Source organism: Arcicella sp. GW822-FHT02H01 (genome assembly GCF_058802005.1).
In genome coordinates this window covers 123,615-142,500 of sequence record NZ_JBXANT010000004.1, presented here as the reverse complement: position 1 = coordinate 142,500, position 18,886 = coordinate 123,615, and the positions used below count along the sequence as shown (strand labels likewise).

Annotated in this window: 12 protein-coding genes and 2 rRNA genes (1 of these 14 running past the window's edge); 4 read left to right on the top strand and 10 right to left on the bottom strand. The window is 36.5% G+C overall.

Annotation, left to right across the window (positions count from 1 at the left end; translation table 11 throughout):
* A 23S ribosomal RNA gene (locus tag AC1RNE_RS22475) occupies positions 1-329 on the top strand (it extends 2,498 nt beyond the left edge of the window).
* A gap of 105 nt (positions 330-434) precedes the next feature.
* Positions 435-546, top strand: a 5S ribosomal RNA gene (rrf, locus tag AC1RNE_RS22470).
* A gap of 554 nt (positions 547-1,100) precedes the next feature.
* Here rrf and AC1RNE_RS22465 read toward each other — a convergent pair.
* The 6 genes from AC1RNE_RS22465 to AC1RNE_RS22440 form a co-directional block, all read right to left on the bottom strand.
* Positions 1,101-2,012 (bottom strand): glycosyltransferase family 2 protein, encoded by a 912-nt coding sequence (locus AC1RNE_RS22465; RefSeq protein WP_492804364.1) that lies wholly within the window; start codon positions 2,010-2,012, stop codon positions 1,101-1,103.
* A gap of 15 nt (positions 2,013-2,027) precedes the next feature.
* The gene (locus AC1RNE_RS22460; RefSeq protein WP_492804362.1) at positions 2,028-2,645 is read right to left on the bottom strand and encodes an acyltransferase; all 618 of its coding nucleotides are present in this window, start codon (positions 2,643-2,645) and stop codon (positions 2,028-2,030) included.
* A gap of 8 nt (positions 2,646-2,653) precedes the next feature.
* Entirely contained in the window at positions 2,654-3,520 is an 867-nt protein-coding gene (locus AC1RNE_RS22455; protein ID WP_492804360.1) for a glycosyltransferase family 2 protein, read from the bottom strand.
* 45 nt (positions 3,521-3,565) lie between these two features.
* Positions 3,566-4,774 carry a glycosyltransferase family 2 protein gene (locus tag AC1RNE_RS22450; protein WP_492804358.1) on the bottom strand — a complete coding sequence of 403 codons (1,209 nt, stop codon included), beginning with the start codon at positions 4,772-4,774 and terminating at the stop codon, positions 3,566-3,568.
* A 70-nt stretch (positions 4,775-4,844) separates the two neighbouring features.
* Positions 4,845-6,035, bottom strand: a complete 1,191-nt coding sequence (locus tag AC1RNE_RS22445) for a sugar transferase (protein ID WP_492804356.1) — start codon at positions 6,033-6,035, stop codon at positions 4,845-4,847.
* Positions 6,036-6,163: 128 nt separating this feature from the next.
* The gene (locus AC1RNE_RS22440) at positions 6,164-6,547 is read right to left on the bottom strand and encodes a response regulator transcription factor (RefSeq protein WP_492804354.1); all 384 of its coding nucleotides are present in this window, start codon (positions 6,545-6,547) and stop codon (positions 6,164-6,166) included.
* 541 nt (positions 6,548-7,088) lie between these two features.
* Between AC1RNE_RS22440 and AC1RNE_RS22435 the strand changes: the two genes are divergently transcribed.
* Positions 7,089-8,507 carry an aldehyde dehydrogenase family protein gene (locus AC1RNE_RS22435; protein WP_492804353.1) on the top strand — a complete coding sequence of 473 codons (1,419 nt, stop codon included), beginning with the start codon at positions 7,089-7,091 and terminating at the stop codon, positions 8,505-8,507.
* 45 nt (positions 8,508-8,552) lie between these two features.
* On the opposite strand, the gene AC1RNE_RS22430 is transcribed toward AC1RNE_RS22435, so the two are convergent.
* A complete protein-coding gene (locus AC1RNE_RS22430; RefSeq protein ID WP_492804351.1) occupies positions 8,553-10,826 on the bottom strand; it encodes a GH92 family glycosyl hydrolase in 2,274 nt (757 codons plus the stop codon).
* 421 nt (positions 10,827-11,247) lie between these two features.
* Here AC1RNE_RS22430 and AC1RNE_RS22425 point away from each other — a divergent pair, with 421 nt between their 5' ends.
* Positions 11,248-13,983 (top strand): PQQ-dependent sugar dehydrogenase, encoded by a 2,736-nt coding sequence (locus AC1RNE_RS22425; protein ID WP_492804350.1) that lies wholly within the window; start codon positions 11,248-11,250, stop codon positions 13,981-13,983.
* A gap of 67 nt (positions 13,984-14,050) precedes the next feature.
* On the opposite strand, the gene AC1RNE_RS22420 is transcribed toward AC1RNE_RS22425, so the two are convergent.
* From AC1RNE_RS22420 to AC1RNE_RS22410, 3 genes are all read right to left on the bottom strand, one after another.
* Entirely contained in the window at positions 14,051-16,270 is a 2,220-nt protein-coding gene (locus AC1RNE_RS22420; protein ID WP_492804348.1) for a TonB-dependent receptor, read from the bottom strand.
* Between the two features lie 113 nt (positions 16,271-16,383).
* Positions 16,384-17,685, bottom strand: coding sequence for a leucine-rich repeat-containing protein kinase family protein (locus tag AC1RNE_RS22415; protein WP_492804347.1), 1,302 nt, complete (start codon positions 17,683-17,685; stop codon positions 16,384-16,386).
* 190 nt (positions 17,686-17,875) lie between these two features.
* Positions 17,876-18,883 carry a sugar phosphate isomerase/epimerase family protein gene (locus AC1RNE_RS22410; protein WP_492804345.1) on the bottom strand — a complete coding sequence of 336 codons (1,008 nt, stop codon included), beginning with the start codon at positions 18,881-18,883 and terminating at the stop codon, positions 17,876-17,878.
* Positions 18,884-18,886 lie beyond the last annotated feature (3 nt).

Genomic DNA, 18,886 nt, shown 5'->3' with positions numbered 1-18,886 from the left:
CCGATTAAAGTGGCACGCGAGCTGGGTTCAGAACGTCGTGAGACAGTTCGGTCCCTATCTGTTGTGGGCGTAGGATTATTGACAGGTTCTGACTTTAGTACGAGAGGACCGAGTTGGACTGACCGCTGGTGTATCAGTTGTTCTGCCAAGAGCATAGCTGAGTAGCTACGTCGGGACCAGATAAGCGCTGAAAGCATCTAAGTGCGAAACTGACCTGAAGATGAGTAATCCATATAAGGGCGGTCGTAGATGACGACCTTGATAGGTTGCAGATGTAAAGGTAGAAATACCAAAGTCGAGCAATACTAATTACCCAACAGCTTTATTAATACAACCGTATGATATATAATCTTTATAGTTCTTACTCTTCAACATCTTTCACAATATTATATGAATTACTCATAAAGAAATAGAGCTTAATAGCTCAAAGAATTTATGGGGTTGATAGGACTGGTGTTCACCTCTTCCCATCTCGAACAGAGAAGTTAAGCCCAGTTCCGTTGATGATACTGCAATCACATGCGGGAAAGTAAATAAACCCCAAAAATATTAGAAAAGAGCTACCAGAAATGGTGGCTCTTCTCGTTTTTAAGAACTGCAGGACTTGAAGACTAAAGGATTAAAAGACTATAAGACACAAGATAAAAGACACAAGACTAGGTAAGTACATGTAGGGGCATATTGCATATGCCCTTTTGAGAGAACAAATAGTAAAGCCATTTCTTAAACAAGTAAGATGTGGCTTTACTATTTCTATTAGCGGGCTGACTTAAGTCCTATCGATTACCCAAAAGTATAAAAATAGCTGATAATCAAGGTTTTTATTCCTAGCGAGGGACTTAAGTCCCTCGCTAGGAATAAATGATTCAAGTAGTCAGGCTGTGACATGAGGCGACCAAAGCTCAGTTTGAAAGGCGATTTAAGCCCATTTAAACCAATTTTATCAATAATCGCATCTTTATTTCAACTTTTTTAAAAGATGTGGGTAATCAGTAGGACTTAAGTCATCCGCTAATAGGAAGGTTTTGTAAAAAAGACTTAAAAACTGTAAGAGTAAAACCTACAGTCTTTAAGTCATGGAGTCCTTTAGTCCAACATCCTCAAGTCTTCAAGTCATGTTCATCCTTCGAAGAATTACTAAAATTCCAGATAAATCCTTGCCAAAAAGCTTTTAAATGAGGCCAATCTCGTTTTACTAAGTATCCTAATAGATTTTTTGGAAGAGCAATAGCAGTATAATATATATACATCAGTATCTTTTGATACCCAAAAGTATTTCTTCGTAAATAAAGTAAGCGATTCCGACTATAATAATACGTTTTAAGGGTTGAACCTTTGCCCGTACTCATAGACTCCTTATGCCAGACTTTACTGCTTGGCTCGTACCAAATTGTATAACCTGCTCTTTTGAATCTTTCGCAATAATCCATTTCTTCATAATACAAAAAGAATAATTCTGCCATGAGTCCTACTTTTTCAAAAGCAACTTTTGAGAAAATCATTGCTGCTCCGTGCGCACGTGATGTAGCCATTGCCTTATCGTGCTGACCTGTATCTTTTTCTAAATAACCAATGCCAAAGCCTCGTCCTGAGATAGGATTAATAGGCGTATATCCTGCAAATTGTATAACGTCTGGTTCGTCAAAATATAAAATTTTAGGACACACTACGCCAATATTAGCATCTGTCTGAAAGCGTGCGATAAGTGGCTCAAGAAAACCTGCATCTACTTCTGTATCATTGTTTAAGAGCAAATAATATTCTCCTGTTGCTATTCTTAGTCCTTTGTTATTTCCACCAGCAAAACCAAGGTTTTCTCCAGGTTCAAGATAGGTAATCCAAGGAAAATCTATTGGAAGTTGATAGCCAAAATCTTTGGTACTGTTATCAACGACAATTACTTCAATAGAAGGATAAGTTATTTTTTCTAACGAGCGTAATAGCGCAGCAGTAACATCAGTACTGTTAAAATTTATGGTAATTATAGAAACTTTTGGTTGATGATTTGCCATCTCTTTTATTCGTTTTCAGCTTACTTTTTCCCATTGCCCTGATGTAGCATTGTATTGTTTAATTACTTTAGCAGGGTTGCCAACAGCAACGCTAAAAGGAGGAATACTTTTAGTAACAACAGCTCCGCCCGCAATTACACTATGTTTCCCGATAGTTACACCCGCAGTAATCACCGCATTGGCACCAATCCAACAATCATCTTCGATAGTGATTTGAGCTGTTGTAACTGGCTGTAAATCAATAGGAAGGGTAACATCGGTATACACATGATTAAGACCGCTCATTACGATATTTTGTGCAAAAATAACGTTATTACCCACTGTTACAGGACCAATGATTACATTGCCAATACCGACTCTTGAATTATTACCAATATGAACAGCCCCTACGCCATTATTAATGGTAGCAAAGTCTTCTACTGTGCTAAAATTGCCCAGTGTAAAAGGCTGAAAAGGCAAAACATCCACTCTTGTTCTTCTGCATATTACGGAACCCTTCCCTTTTTTATGAAAGAAAGGATTAATAAACCATTTTACCCAAAGTCGCGGTCGTGCCTGATACTTTGGAATTAAACACCAATGCACAAATTTCTTTAAGGCAGGATTTGATTTGATGGTTTGAATAATAGACATAAGAAGAATTATTTTTTGAAAAGATGTTTTTTGATTCTAAATATAAGTGCCTTTTTTAAACCACCATCTATTTGTATTCGTCTATCACTTGTCCAAACTTTTGCATCATCGCTATCTACCGCCTCAATTTTTCCTCCTGCTTCTTGCAAACGTAATGCCATCATTCCGTCTTCTGTAGCATGACCTGCATCATCAAAAGCCACTCCTCTGAAAGTTCTTTGTACTTCAATATCATAGCCGTTTATGTCGATACCTTTTTGTCTAATAAAGCCAGAATTATATCCTAATACATTCAGAAACGGTTGTGTACGTTCTTTTTGTTTAATCACAAAACTGCTCAGCATTTCATAGAAAGCATATTGCCAACGTGGGGTAGAAGGAGAAGGAAGAAATGAATAACTACCATGTACGCAATATACAGGAACAGGTTTGTCTTGTCCTTTTACTAGTGCATCAGTCATGGCTGTAATCCAACCTGCTGGATATAATGTATCACTATCGCAGGTTAACACATAAGTGCCTTTTGCTTTGTGCAAACCACAAGTTCTAGCATGACCTACGCCTTGTTTAGTCTCCAAAAAGTTTTTTACACCAATTGTATTTAAAAGATTGGCTGTGCCATCGGTTGAATTATTATCAATTACGATTAACTCAACAGGATATTTTGTATTAGTATTTGCCAGCGAAATTAAGGTATGTAAGATACTTTCTTCTTCGTTCCATGCAGGGATTACTACACTAACAATGGGGTTTTCGTTAGAAAATATAGATAATTTTTTCTTTAGCTCTTCAACTTCACTAGCGGTATATTTACTAATGAGTAATGGTTTGCTTAATATTTGCTCTACCCAAGTTGGTAACGAAAAATTAATCATAGTTTTTTCAATTTATGGAATAACAAATCTTTTTAAAGGCAACAATTATTCTGCTCTTTTTACTTTTTCCCAGATACCTGAAGTTAATCCATTCTTGTATCTAAAGTATCCTCGGATGGCGCAATAATTCATGAAAGAAAAATAGAAGGGTACAAAAAGTATTTTTACCCTAATCTTCTTGTTTTCAAGGTAATATCCAAGTAATGCTAAAATGTAAAAGGCAATTTGAGCAAGCATCAAAAGCTGATATATAAAATTATCTAATAATTCGGAACCTGTAAAAAGTAGGATAAAATTGATTAATACCAAAAGAGGAAGGCAAAATGGAGCCACTGCCCAACGCATAGCACGGTGTGAAACATATTGAAACGAAAGTAAGCCATAGCGGAAGATATTCCAAAGGAAACCCAAACGGGCTATTGCCTGAAAACCTCCTGCTGAAATCCTGATTTTCCGCTTCATTTCATCTTGAATAGAGAACGAAGGGCGTTCACTGGCATAAGCATCTGGTTCATAAATTACCCTGAAACCATTGGCAGCAATTCGTAAAGAAATTATAAAGTCATCTAGCAGTGTATCTTTTTCAACATGTTCAAATAGATTGGTTCTTACAGCAAATAATTCACCTGCTGCACCTACGACAGAATAAAGCTCTGTATCTAATTTTTTCAGAAAGGATTCATACTTCCAGTATAACCCTTCGCCAGCTCCAGCAGCGGCTTCTGATCCTTCTGTTTGAATACGTTTTTCACCTGCAACTGCCCCGACTACGGGGTCTTGGAAGTGCCTTACGATATTTTTAATAACAGCGTAATTGAGGGTTGTGTTAGCGTCTGTAAAAATAACAATAGGGGTATTGATGGTTTTCATAGCCATATTCATGGCTTCAATTTTACCTCTACGGGTATCGCCTGCAATCATTCTTAGATTACTATATTCTGATTGAAGAGATGCTATGTATTCTGACGTTCCATCATTTGAGCCTTCTGTGACGAAAAGAACTTCGAATTTATCCGAAGGATAATCGAGCCCAAATGTATTAATAACCTTGGCTTCAATGCACGACATCTCATTGTAAGCAGGTACCACTAAAGTGACTTCTGGAAGAAAGGTAGGGTCGTTATACTTTTTAAAAGTAAGACCGAATATTTTTCTGATTTTTACAAAAATCCAAGCAACTATACCGTAGCCAACATAAGTATAGGCTACTAGCCCTATACAAATCCAGAAACATAGTTCAAGTATGAGTTTCATAGTTTAATATTTTGAGAGGTATTAATTAAATTAATACCACAGGGCTGAGCAGTTTTTCTGGGTTGGGTTTTTATACATTCTCAGATTGTAAGAGGGCAGGGAATGTCATAAAAAAGATTTTTAAATCATACTTGAAAGAAAAGTTACGAGCATACTCAATATCCAATTCTATTCTTTCTTGTTCGGTCATATCTTTTTTGCCTTTTCCTCTTTTGGTTACTTGCCAAAGGCCAGTAAGTCCACCTGGACCAGCAAAGCGTTCAATATAATCGTCTGTTGTTAATTTTTCAGCTTCGTATAGTGGCAAAGGTCTATTTCCAATCAGAGACATATCTCCCAAGAAGATATTAAACAATTGAGGTAGCTCATCGATACTACTATTTCTTAAGAAACGCCCTAGTTTTGTAATTCTTGGGTCGTTCTGAAATTTCATGAAAGCTACTTTTTCTTTTTTCTTATTCAAGTAAACCTTTTCACAAGTTTCTTCACCATCAAGATATAATCGTTGCTGACAAGAACCAATTAGTGCACACTCATCACAAAGCCCATCTGTTTTGGCTTCGGTTGCTCCTTTGGTGTACATATTCAGCGATTCCATGTTTTTGATTAACTGGTCAGCATCAGTACGCATCGTTCTGAACTTATAAATTTCAAAAATCTTGTAGCCCGCACCCACACGTTTAGATTTATAGACGATAGGGCCTTTAGAATCTAATTTGATTAGGATAGAAATAATAATAAGCAGTGGAGACAGCAATAACAAAGCAAAACCAGTAGTAGAAACATCAATAAAGCGTTTCCAGAATGGAATTTTTACCTCTAAAATATTTGATTTTGTTTGTTGACTGGCAACATAATGACGACGTTTGATGAAGTATTCTAATCGAGTAACTAAATCACCAGAACTGAAATCTTTAGGATAGATATCATCTCCTTGTTTCTCAATGATTTCTTTAATCAGGCCAGGCGTTACATGGTCGCTGGTAAGGATAACAGGCAAATTTTTTGTCCAGTTATCTTTCCTGATTGTTTCTAAAAATTTGATTCCGCCTAGATTTCTAGCAATAATAATGGCATCAGGAGGATAGGTATTTTTCACAAACTCCAGACATTCGTCTAAGTTACTAATAACCTTTATGTGAAGTTTTTGTCCAAATTTTTTCAAAAAATTGACCACTACAAAATCTTCATTTTCAACCAAAATTACTTTAATAGGAAAATCATCCTTTGGTGATGATATAGTCTGTGGGATACTACTCATATTTTAGTGATTTTAATAATTCTATCTCAAGACATACACGATAAACTTTGACCTCATAAGCATTAAGGTAACAAATAATGAGTAAACCTCTTAATATGTTTTATAAAATAAATGGTTAATGGTGGTGTCTATTTTACTCTACGTAAAATAGCTTTTATTTTGGCATGTACTTCCATCGGATTGAATGGTTTTAGCATAAAATCGTCAGCCCCTAAGTTCAAGCATTCTATTCTTTCTTTACTTTCGTCAGTACCAGAAAGAATAATGATTGGTAGGTTACTGAATAAATTACTTGCACGTACTACTTTTACAAACTCTTTACCATCCAAGTTTGGCATGTTAAGGTCAGCAATGATAAAGTCTGTATCGTTTCCTGCATCTAACCAATTCATTCCTTCCATTCCATCGTTTTTAACTGTTACATCAAACTCTTTGTTCAAGAAATGTTCTAATACTTTTCTAGTACTTGCTTCATCATCAACTATTAGAAGTTTCAATTTACTGTTGCTCATTATTTTTAGTTATTGAATTTTTTAGGTCTATTGTGGAAACAATAAAAATATGGTTACTTAAGAAACACTTCCATTAACTGATGTAATGAAAAGCCTTTTTGTATTACTTTTTTTATACAATAGTAATCAATAGTATAAAATAAATATTATAAAAAAAGATGCAGCAATAGATTAATATTAAAAATGTTATTTTTTTAATATCCTCTCTTAAAGTTACAATCAATTACCTTGCCAAACAAATGTTTTTATGCTTTTAAACAACCTAAACTATATTCAAGGGCGACTTTGTACAATAGAAATTTTGCACTCACATAAAGAATACTGCTATCCACATTTATGCAAACCTTAAATATAAATATATTGACAAAATATTGCTATTTTACAATAAACAAATTTCATTTATACTTTTTTTAGTAGCAACATAGATGTCTCCCTCATCTTTGGTGGCTGATATGTTTAGAATAAATCCTTATTATTTATTCTAATTTAAGGATAATTCTAATTTAATCTAATTTTGTTGGTGTTTGCTAATCATTTATTGATGATGGATAATAAGGAATGGACTGATGCAATTGATGCTATTTTTAGTAAGCAAATAGAGAACCAATATAATATTGGTCATACAAATGCATTAGAAAGAAAAACTAAATTAAAAAAATTGCTTAAAACGATTCTTCAATATCGAGCAGAGATTCAAAAAGCAATGTTTGATGATTTCAGAAAAGCGCCTGCTGAAGTAGATTTAACGGAAATATACACGATTATTAATGAGCTAAACCATACAATCAAACACCTAAAGCATTGGATGAAGCCGAAGGCTGTGCCAAGCCCAATTTCTCTGTTAGGCACTTCATCTTATATTCACTATGAACCAAAGGGTGTTGTACTAATTGTTTCTCCTTGGAATTTCCCGTTTAATTTAACGTTTGGACCATTGGTTTCTGCCATTGCTGCTGGAAACTGTGTCATCATAAAGCCTTCTGAGCATACTCCTCATTCGGCGGCTTTAATGAAAAAAATAATAACAGAAGTATTTCCTGAAAACGAAGTAGCAATATTTGAAGGAAATGCCGAAGTAGCAACATATATCACCAAATTGCCTTTCAACCATATTTTCTTTACGGGAAGCCCTGCTTTAGGAAAGAAAGTTATGGCAGCAGCGGCTGAAAATTTATGCTCTGTTACGTTAGAATTGGGAGGTAAAACGCCTGTCATTGTAGATGAATCCGCTGATTTGGTCAAAGCTGCTAGTAGAATAGCGTGGGCAAAATATTTGAATAATGGACAAGTATGCATCGCCCCAGATTATTTATACATCCAAGAAAGCATAAAGGATGATTTTGTAAAACTATTCAAAGAGCAGGTCTTGGCTTTTTATGGGAAAAACCCTGAAGAGTCAAAAGATTATAATCGAATTGTAAATAAAGGGCATTTTAATCGCTTGAGGAGTTATATAGAAGAGGCTAAAGCAACAGGAGCAGTGATAGAAATGGGTGGGGAAACAGATGAAAGCCAAGCGTTTATCGCTCCCACACTACTATCAAACGTCAGTAAAGACAGCAAGGTGATGCAAGAAGAAATTTTTGGGCCAATCCTTCCTTTAATTACTTTTAAGGAACTAGGCGAAGCTATTCAGCATATTCAACAACACGAAAAGCCCTTGGCTTTGTATATTTTTAGTAAGAATAAAGGCTCAATAAACAGCATAATTAGCCAGACAAGAGCAGGAGGGACGGTAATTAATCATAATACCTTACACTTTTTTAATAACGAATTACCTTTTGGAGGTTCAAATAATAGTGGCATTGGAAAGGGGCATGGGCATTATGGTTTCCTAGCATTTTCTAACCAAAGGGCAATTATGAAACAATGGTCGCCTTTTATTGCGTTAGATTTACTAATGCCTCCTTATACTGATTTTAAGCAGAAGCTAATAGATTTGACGATTAAGTATTTCTAAAAAAATAGCCCGAATTAACGTTAGTTGTTCGGGCTATTTTGATGATTATTTAGAAAACGAATAAGGGAAATCTACCATATTTGTGCCTCGTGCTTTGTTAGGAGAAGCAGACATCTTAAAATCAATCGTAGCACCTTGCATTAACTTCTGGTGACTCAACCAGTTTTTAGTATACGGTAAACCGTTGAATTTAAGGGTTTGTATATACTTATTTTGTGTATTGTTTTCAGGAGCATTGATAGTAATCTTCTTGCCACTTTCAAGCGATAAAGTTACCTTTTTGAATAGCGGAGTCCCCAAAACGTATTGATCCGTAGCAGGAGCCACAGGATAAAAACCTAAAGAAGAGAATACGTACCAAGCAGAAGTTTGTCCATTATCTTCGTCACCACAGTAACCATCTGGCGTAGGCTGATACATTTTATTCATTACTTCTCTAATCCAATACTGGGTCTTCCATGGTTGTCCTGCATAATTATACAAGTATATCATGTGTTGAATAGGCTGGTTTCCATGGGCATAATTCCCCATATTCATAATTTGCATTTCACGGATTTCATGAATCACAAATCCATAATATGAATCATCAAAAACAGGAGGAACCACAAAGACAGAATCCAACATTTTGCTAAAACCTTTGCTACCACCCATTAAATTAGAAAGACCATTGATGTCATGAAAAACGCTCCATGTATAATGCCAGCTATTTCCTTCTGTAAAAGCATCTCCCCATTTAAAAGGATTGAATGGACTTTGGAAAGTGCCATCCTGATTTTTACCGCGCATCAATTTTGTACTAGGGTCGAATAAGTTTCTATAATTCTGCGAACGTTTTGCAAAGCGGTCTATTTCAGCTTGTGGACGTTTCAAGGCTTTTGCTAACTGATAAATACAGAAATCGTCATAGGCATATTCCAACGTTCTGGCTGCATTTTCGTTGATTTTTACATCATAGGGTACATAGCCTAATTGGTTGTAATACTTTACGCCTAATCGTCCAACGGAACTCATCGGGCCTTCGTTTTCACTATTTTTCAATAAGGCTTCATACAGCTTATTAATATCAAACCCTCGCCCACCTTTCAAGTATGCATCGGCAATGATAGAAGCCGAGTTAGAACCTACCATACAATCACGATGCCCCGGACTAGCCCACTCAGGCAAGAAACCGCTCTCGTCATAAGTATTTGCCAAGCCTTCCATAATTTGTGCATTCAATGAAGGGAACATCAAATTGAAGAAAGGGAAAACGGCTCTAAAAGTATCCCAAAATCCATTGTCAGTAAACATATAGCCTGGCAATGTTTTGCCATTGTATGGGCTATAATGAACTACTTTCCCTTGAGCATCTAGTTCATAGAATTTCCTTGGAAACAACATTGTGCGGTATAAACAAGAGTAAAAAGTACGTGTTTGTTGGTCAGTACCGCCTTCTACTTTTAATCTGTTCAAGGATGCATTCCAGATTTTCTCACCTTTGCTTTTTACTTGTTCAAAATTGTCTTTTCCTACTTCTTTTAAATTGATTTCTGCTTGTTCAAAACTGATGAAGGACGAAGCCACTTTTGCCTGAACTTTTTCACCTTTTTCGGTAGCAAAATCAATCACAGCACCTACATGGTTTTCTTTGATTTCTAACGTATTATCAATCAATTCTTTACCGTTCCAAGTACTTGTATTAGCAAAAGCTTTATCGAAGATAATCACAAAGTAATTCTTGAAATTATCGGGAACACCCCCACTGTTTTTGGTAGTATAGCCAATGATTTTTCTTTCGCTTGGAATGATTTTGATGTATGAGCCTTTATCTAAAGCATCGATTATGATATGTGCTTTGTCGGTTTTGGGAAATGTAAAACGAAGTACAGCTGCTCTTTCCGTAGGTGTAATTTCGGTTGTTATGTCATGGTCAGCTAAATAAACACTGTAATAATGTGGCTTCGCTACTTCTGCTTTATGTGAAAACCAGCTTGCACGGTCATCTTCTTTGAAGACACGCTTGCCTGTAGTTGGCATAATTACAAATTGACCGTAGTCATTAATCCATGGACTTGGCTGGTGTGTCTGTTTAAACCCTCTAATTTTGTCAGCATCATAGGTATATGCCCAACCATCGCCCATTTTACCAGTTTGTGGCATCCAGAAATTCATTCCCCAAGGAAGGGCAATGGCAGGATAAGTATTCCCAGCTGATAAACTTGGCTTTGAGGCCGTGCCCATCAATGTATTTACCAAATCAACGGGATGTTCACTTGATTGTGCAAGTGAAACGAGACTGATTGTGATAAAAAATAAGCAGCAATAAAATCGTTTAATCATTTTTATAATATTTTATGTTGGATAATCCTTTAAAGGTAATGCTTTGGTTTTTGTGTTCTGTTTGTATTTATAAGCCTAATTTAATCAGTAATACGCTTGTAATGTCTTCTTCGGAGAAAAATACATTGCCCTCTAAAATATACTCAGTAATGTTAGTAATAAGTTTTCTAAATAAATTTCTATTATACAAGGGTATATTTAAAAAAAAGAGGCCTCTTAGCAATATAAAGTACGATGAAATAACAAAATCGGTATTACCAATATGTCCCCTATTTTTGACGAAAAACAAGACTGATATTTCTATCCTGCCTAATAATTTTGTATTATTCAAATCAAGTCTTGAAAAAATACAACATACTTACTTAAATTTGGTATACTGTACTTTTATTTATCTCTATTATTTAAGTTTAATATACTCTCAATGTTTCATTCTATCGCAAAATACAGTTTGTATCTAGGAGCATTCCTAGGTTTAAGCTCTCTTACCCATGAATCTATGAACACACATACTACAGCCTCAAAGGCTAATGTGTGGGCAGATACCTTAAATCGACCTGAAGAAAATCGCTTTAAAAAAAGCGTACTTTCTAACGACCTTAACGAACCAATGGAATTGGCTGTTGCTCCAGACGGTCGTGTATTCTTCGTAGAAAGAGCAGGTAAATTTTATGTATACGACCCTGTTCAGAAAAAGACTAGATTACTCTATGATTTTCCTGCCAAAGCGGTTGATAAGTACTTAAATGGTTTATTGGGGATGACCATAGACCCTCACTTTAGTCAGAATCATTATTTGTACTTTTTTTATACCGTACAAGATAAAGAACAAACTAAACAGAGAATTGCAAGATTCAAAGTAAATGATGACAGTACCCTTGATATTGAAAGTGAAAAAGCAATTATTGAGTTTCCTATAGACTTAGAAGTAAGTGCTCATACAGGAGGTTCTATGGCTTGGGATGCGCATGGAAATTTGTTTATCTCAACAGGGGATAATACCGTGCCTTTTGAATCGAATGGTCATGCACCGATAGACTCAAGAGAAGGAAGACCTATTTTTGATGCACAACGCTCGGCAGGTAATCCAAATGATTTACGAGGTAAAATTCTTCGTATTCATGTAGAGACTGATGGTTCTTATACCATTCCTGAAGGCAACTTATTTCCTAAAGGAACAGCAGGAACTCGCCCAGAAATTTTTGTAATGGGTTGTCGTAACCCTTACCGTATTTCGGTTGACCCAGCAACATCATACCTTTATTGGGGTGAAATTGGCCCTGATGCTGGAACAGATGGTATTCAAGGTCCACGTGGCTATGATGAATTTAATCAAGCGAAGAAAGCAGGTAACTATGGCTGGCCATATTTTGTAGGCGATAATAAACCGTATTTTCAATATGACTTTGCTACGAAAAAAATAGGTTCTCTTTTTGACCCAAAAGCGCCTGAAAATGCTTCTCCTTATAATACAGGGCTTAAAAACTTGCCTCCAGCACAAAAGGCAATGATTTGGTATCCTTATAACCAATCAGCAGAATTTCCTGCTTTAGGCGTAGGTGGTAGATGTGCCATGGGTGGGCCGGTGTATCATTTTGATCCTTCAATCGCTAATCCAACAAAATTGCCTGCCTATTACGATAAAGCACTATTTGTATATGACTGGATGCGTAACTGGATTTATGCAGTACGTTTAGACAAGCAACAGAATTATGAGTCAATGGAGGCATTTATGCCAACAACAGGAGATTTCCGTCGTCCAGTAGATATGGAAATAGGTCCTGATGGAAGTGTTTATTTGCTTGAGTATGGCTCAGTTTATGGTATTGATAACGAGGATGCTCGTTTGGTAAAAATAGATTTCAATAGCGGAAACCGTGCCCCTGTAGCAGAAGCTGCTGCGGTAGATACTATTGGATTAGCTCCATTAAAAGTAGCTTTCAAAGGAGATAAAAGTCATGATTTTGACAAAGGAGACCAACTGACATACCAATGGAAATTTGAAGGAAAAGCTGTATCAACAGAAATAAATCCTACTTATACTTTTAGTAAAAATGGCATCTACAAAGTAGTATTAACCGTAAAAGACCAATTAGGAGCAAGCAACACCGATACTTTAAAAATAAAAGTAGGAAATACAACTCCTGAAGTTGCGATTGCTACGACGGATAATAGCACATTCTTTAAGCCTTCGCAAACTACCTTGAAGTATGCCGTAAGTGTGAAAGACAAAGAGGATAAAATAATTGACCCTAAGAAAGTAAAGGTTATCCTTAACTATATTCCTAAAGTAAGCAGAGAATCATTGATGGGACATCAGCAATTAACCTCAACCTTTAGTTTGGGTAAATCATTAATTGCGGGGTCAGACTGTAAGGCTTGTCATCAGGTAAATGCAAAATCGGTTGGGCCATCGTTTACTGAAGTTGCCAAGCGATACAGAGATGATAAAACAGCGATTGCAAAGCTTGCTAATAAAATCATCATCGGTGGTGGCGGTATTTGGGATGAACGTGAGATGAGTGCCCATCCACAACTGTCGCGTGAAGAAACTACCGAAATGGTAAAATACATCCTATCATTAGGCAATGTACCTGTAGAGAATAGAATCCCTCAGCAAGGTAATATTACGTTGAAAGAACACGTAGGTAAGGAGCAAGAAGGACGCTATGTGTTGACGGCTTCTTATACAGACAAAGGGTCATTAGTAGCACCACAAGGCAAAACAAAGGCGTTATTAGCACTTAGTAAGACCGACGTGTTGGTGTTGCGTCCTACGAAAGTATTTGGTAGCGAAGCAGATGTGCTTAATAATATTAGTAGACAAGGAAAACGTTTAGGCAATATCCATAATGGCTCGTACTTTGTATTGAAAAATATAGACTTAAAGAATATTGAACAACTTACTTATCGCTATTCTTCAAAAGACAAAGGAGCTAAAATTGAAGTACATGCAGATTCGCCAACGGGAGAGTTAATTAGTACTTTGACGTATGCACCAACAGGTAATTGGAATACTTATACAGAACAGAGTACGGCGATTCAAGCAATTGCAGGAAAACATGATTTGTATTTTGTCTTTATCAAAACAGAAACGCCAAACAAGGATTTGTTTAGTTTAGAATGGATAGATTTTGTATCGGCAAAAAGTCTGAAATAAATAATGTTTTTGAAAATAAAAATGCCTCAGTTCAATAAAGATCTGAGGCATTTTTTGTTGGATTTACCTAAAAACTAATTCCTATTGTCCCTTTTAAAAAGAAAGGGAAGCCTGGGGTAAAGTGAATTTCTGTTATTGGTTCACTTTCATTTTTCAATCTTGATTCTGTGGCAAACTGTGTTTCATTCCATTTTACATTCAATAGATTTTCTGCTATTAAACCAAAGTTTACCTTCTTGATTTTATAATTCACATTACAATCTGTGACGGTATAGCCTTTGGCTATGATAGTATAGTCTTCATTGGCTGCGCGGTTGCCCAAATGTCTAACGCGTAGTCCTCCAGAAAATCCAGAAGGATGGGTAATGCTTAATCCGCCTGTTAGGGTAAAGTCGGGAGCTAAGGGAATATAATTTGCCCCTTTGGGTTCGTCAATACTTCTAGCGATAGTATTCGTCATGTCGGCATTGAAAAACAGCCAATTGTTTAATTGATAACGAATACCTAAATCAAACCCTTTTCGTAATGATTTTCCACTGGCTTCAATTACGGCTTCGTCGCCTACATAGACAAATTCTTGGTCAAGATGTAAAATCCACAAAGCCATGTTTAAGATTAAGCGTGACTGTGGCTTCCAAATCATCCCTAAATCACTGCCATAAGCGGCTGGTAATACCTCTTTGCTATTAATTGCTAAGCTACTTACACGCGTATCATTTGAATGAAATCCTTTTCCTACTTTAAAGAATAGCTGAATATCATGGTCTGGATTATAAATAACATTCAATTTCGGACTGGCAATAAATTTTGAAACATTTTGAACTTGGTTGTTATTAAGTTTGTCGAGGTAATTAAAATTGAAGTAATCAAATCTGATAGCTGGATTAATCAACCAATTGCCACGGTGATATTCAATGCCTGTGAATCCGAAAGCATTGGTTTCTTTTACATCTCCAAATTTTAACCTTTCCAAAATCGTCACACGGTTGAGCGTATGTGAAAGCTCAAGGTCGTTCACGGCATCATAACGAAGCCCTAAGCCCGACTGCCAAGATAAACTGCCCCCTGAAAGTGTATAATATTTATGAATTTCTGACTGAAACCCTAGTATATCTCTGGATTCCTTTTGTTTGATTTGGTCGCCATTGACTGAGTCTTTCAAGAAAAAAGTAAAGTTGGAATATAGTTCAAAATTATAGTGACTGTAATAAGCCATATTTTTAAACAGAAGGGATTCACCTACCTTTTTAGTATGCTGAAAATTGACATTTGTTCGGCTTGTATTGCCGCCTTCTTTATCATCAATTGTCCCAAAACGAGTAATCAAACCTTCATCAATGGCTCGCTGGGGCACTTGCCCCGAAGCATTCCATTTACTGGTAAAATAGGCGACTGAAAAATTGATTTTATGCTGATTGGGCAACTCAAGGGCATATTTCCCCATCAGATTCAATCGATTGAATTTTTGTGGCGAAATAAAAGGGCCATCAGAATACAAATATTCACTGGCGATATAAGCCGATTGTTTTTCTTGTTGACCTAACAAATTAACCAAAGCCATCGTCCTAAAAGTATTAAACATGCCAGCACTTGCCGAAACCTGACTTTCCTTGATGCGTTCTTTGGTTTGAAATTCAACATACCCCGCCGTTGTTAAATTGCCTTTATTGGCAAAATAAGGGCCTTTACCATAGTCTATTTTTTCAATGGTTTCTGGAATCAGAAAGTGTAAATCGGCATATCCTTGTCCGTGTGCGTGCGAAACCATATTCACAGGCATTCCATCCACAGAAATATTGATGTCTGTGCCGTGGTCTAAATCAAAGCCACGCAAAAACAATTGCTCAGCCTTGCCACCGCCAGCATGCTGACCGATAAATAGCCCTGGGACTTTGCGTAAAATTTCTTGAGAAGAATTGACAGGATAAGTCTTTAAGTCTATTTTAGAGATGATGCTTTGGGCATTTACTTCTGGACTAATCGTTACTTCATTCAGCTGAAAAGTACTTTCTTCTAAAACGATTTTTAAAAAATGCTCTGCTGGTGTAAACACAATTTTCTGTGTTTTAAAACCCATGCACGAGATTTCCAAAGTATCACCTTTGCTGACTTTGTCTAGCATAAAATACCCCAATTTGTTTGAATGTGAATGTTTGTCAATACGTCTGTTTAGAATAAAACTGCCTTCAATGGGGTTTTTGTTAGCATCTGTAATGGTTCCTTCAACTTTTTGGGCAAATAGATTTAGGTTAAAAAGTAATAAAATAAATGTAATTGTTTGTTTCATGAATGTTTGATGATGGAAGTTTTAAAAAGCTATCAGCTTTGAGCCGAGAGCAATAAGTTTTTTGTAAAATTAAATAGGTTTTGAGATAGAGTGTATAAGAAAGACTAGGTAGTTTAGCGAAGTAGTAAAATTTGCTGATGAATTTCTTTAAAACTTGGTCGCGCCAAAACGATTTCGTTCATACAAGCTTTTACTAAATCTTGAAGAATAACAACAGCCTCTTTTTCTGTTTCAGCAGGCTGAATGTATCTTAGTAAATCATCTAACAAACAAGCAAAAGCCCTTACTTCTAAACGCTGAATGGCAGGAGCTTTGCTAGAATGGACATGGTAAGTACTACCCGCACCGAAGTCTCCAAACAATGTATTCGCATTTTCATCTACCAACGTATTATGGGCATACAAGTCGCCATGTGAAACCCCCAAGGAATGTAAATGTTCGCCAACGCTAGCTATAGAAGAAGATATTTTAATGACTTCTGTCAAGGTAAAGACAGTGTCAGCAGGATAAGTATCTCTGGTACAAGTTTCAAAACTTGGTGGTCCGCCAAGATTTCTAAATGTCGGAGGAATCAGTGCCATCAATAAACCATGCTTGTTACTTGGATGGTTTTTGATTTTGCCTAGTACTGTTACCAAGTTCGGATGCGATCCTGCTGAAATACAAGCATTCATCTCGTCAGTTGGCAGACCGTCGCTGGTTACTTCTCCTTTATATACTTTTACGGCAACTTCCTTATGATGAGTTTCCCAAACAGCTTTAGCAATAATGCCTGAAGCCCCTTCACCCAATTGCTCTTTAATGGTTAGTTCATGCCAAGAAAATTCCTCTAAGGCTACTTGTTCTTCAGTATTTTCTGAAAAAGGATTGCCTGCAAAAGCCAACCACGAAAGACGAGGGAACGTTAATAATTCTTCGGGAAATTGTTCAATTTGATTGGCCGAAATGCGGAATAATTCTAGGTTTTTACAGCCTGCTAATTCCTGTGGCAAGGCTTTTAGCCGATTACCAGCCAACATCAACTTTTGCATACGAGTACATTTCCCAATAGAAGCAGGAATGCTTTCAATAGCATTATTCGTCAAAATTAACCAACGAGTATTGATAGGAATGGCATTTTCTGGAATTGTTTTGATGATATTGGCTTTGAAACCAATCATTTCTAAGGCAGGACAGTCAGCTAATACCGCTGGAAACACCGTAAAAAGGTTATCTGAAAAGAAGGCGATTTTTAGATTTTTTAGGATGCCAAAATCATCTGGGAGAGATGAAAGCTCATTGCCTGATAAATCTAAAATTTCTAAGGTATCAGCTAAAGTATAAATCTCCTTTGGAAAGGTCTTTAATCCACAAGATAATTTTAAACGGGTTATTCCTAATAGTTCTCCTGAGTACAGTTGTTGGAGTGTCTGCATGAATGGCAAAAGGTTTGTTTCTGACAAAGATAGTCAGCAATAGGCATTGAGCTTTCAGACAGAAGCTTTTTTCCGCTAAAGAGGGGAATTTGGGAAGCGATATAATACTGATGGCATGACTTCAAGTCATGCCATCAGGTTATGATTATATATTATATTAATAAATAATAAATACTCAATAGATTAACCCTTACATTCTATATTTTTCCAACAAAGCCTTAGTTGCTCTGATGCCCGCATCCTCGTCCAAATAGTTTTCTTTGGCTCCCATCATTTTCATAAATCCTCCTTCGTATTCAATGCCTACAAACCCTTTGAAATTTTTAGTAATACCTTTATTGACTATCGGCATTATTTTGGCAAAATCTGTATCTGTGCAAGCTCCACTCTCATCAAAGAAATGCGTTTTAGCACTTACACCTTTGGCAAAAGGCATCAGTTTTTTTACGCCATCGTATTTATCATATTCATGAATTACTTTGGCATCTCTGAATCCCTCCATCGTCATGGCTTTAGGCTTTTCTCTTTGAATAAAATTGCCAAAATCAGGTAAACAACCTGCATAAGGATTATTAACTTGTTTCAGTAAACTTACTAACCAATCAGGATTGGTAGAAATGGTAATATGGTTTTCGATAATTACGCCAATACCTGCTTTTTGTCCATACTCTACCAATTTACCATAACCATCTACGCCTGCTTTCATGATTTCTTCGGGCGTACCGTCGCCATCCATGTTTACACGAATAGAATGACAGCCCAAAAATTTAGCAGCGTCTACCCATTTATAATGATTTTCAATGGCTTTCTGGCGAGCCGATGCATCACTCGCCCCTAAATCACCTTCGGAGTCTACCATAATCAATACATTCTGAACACCCAAATCAGCAGTCCTTTGTTTCAGCTCGTTTAAATAAGCTTGGTCTTTGGCTTTATCAGCCCAAAACATCGAGACGTATTCCACGGCACTGATGCCAAAATCATTTTTAGCTTTGGCAGGAAAATCCATGTTTTTCAGTTTACCACTGAATAATGACCCTGCTAAGGAAAACTCCGCTAAAGAAATTTCAAAGTGTGGTTTTGCCGAAGCGAGTATTGTATCAGGAAGAAAACTTGCCGCTGTCAAAAGTCCCATTTGAGCCATAAATTGGCGACGGCTTGAATGATTTTGTTCCAGATTTTCTATGTTATTTTTCATTTG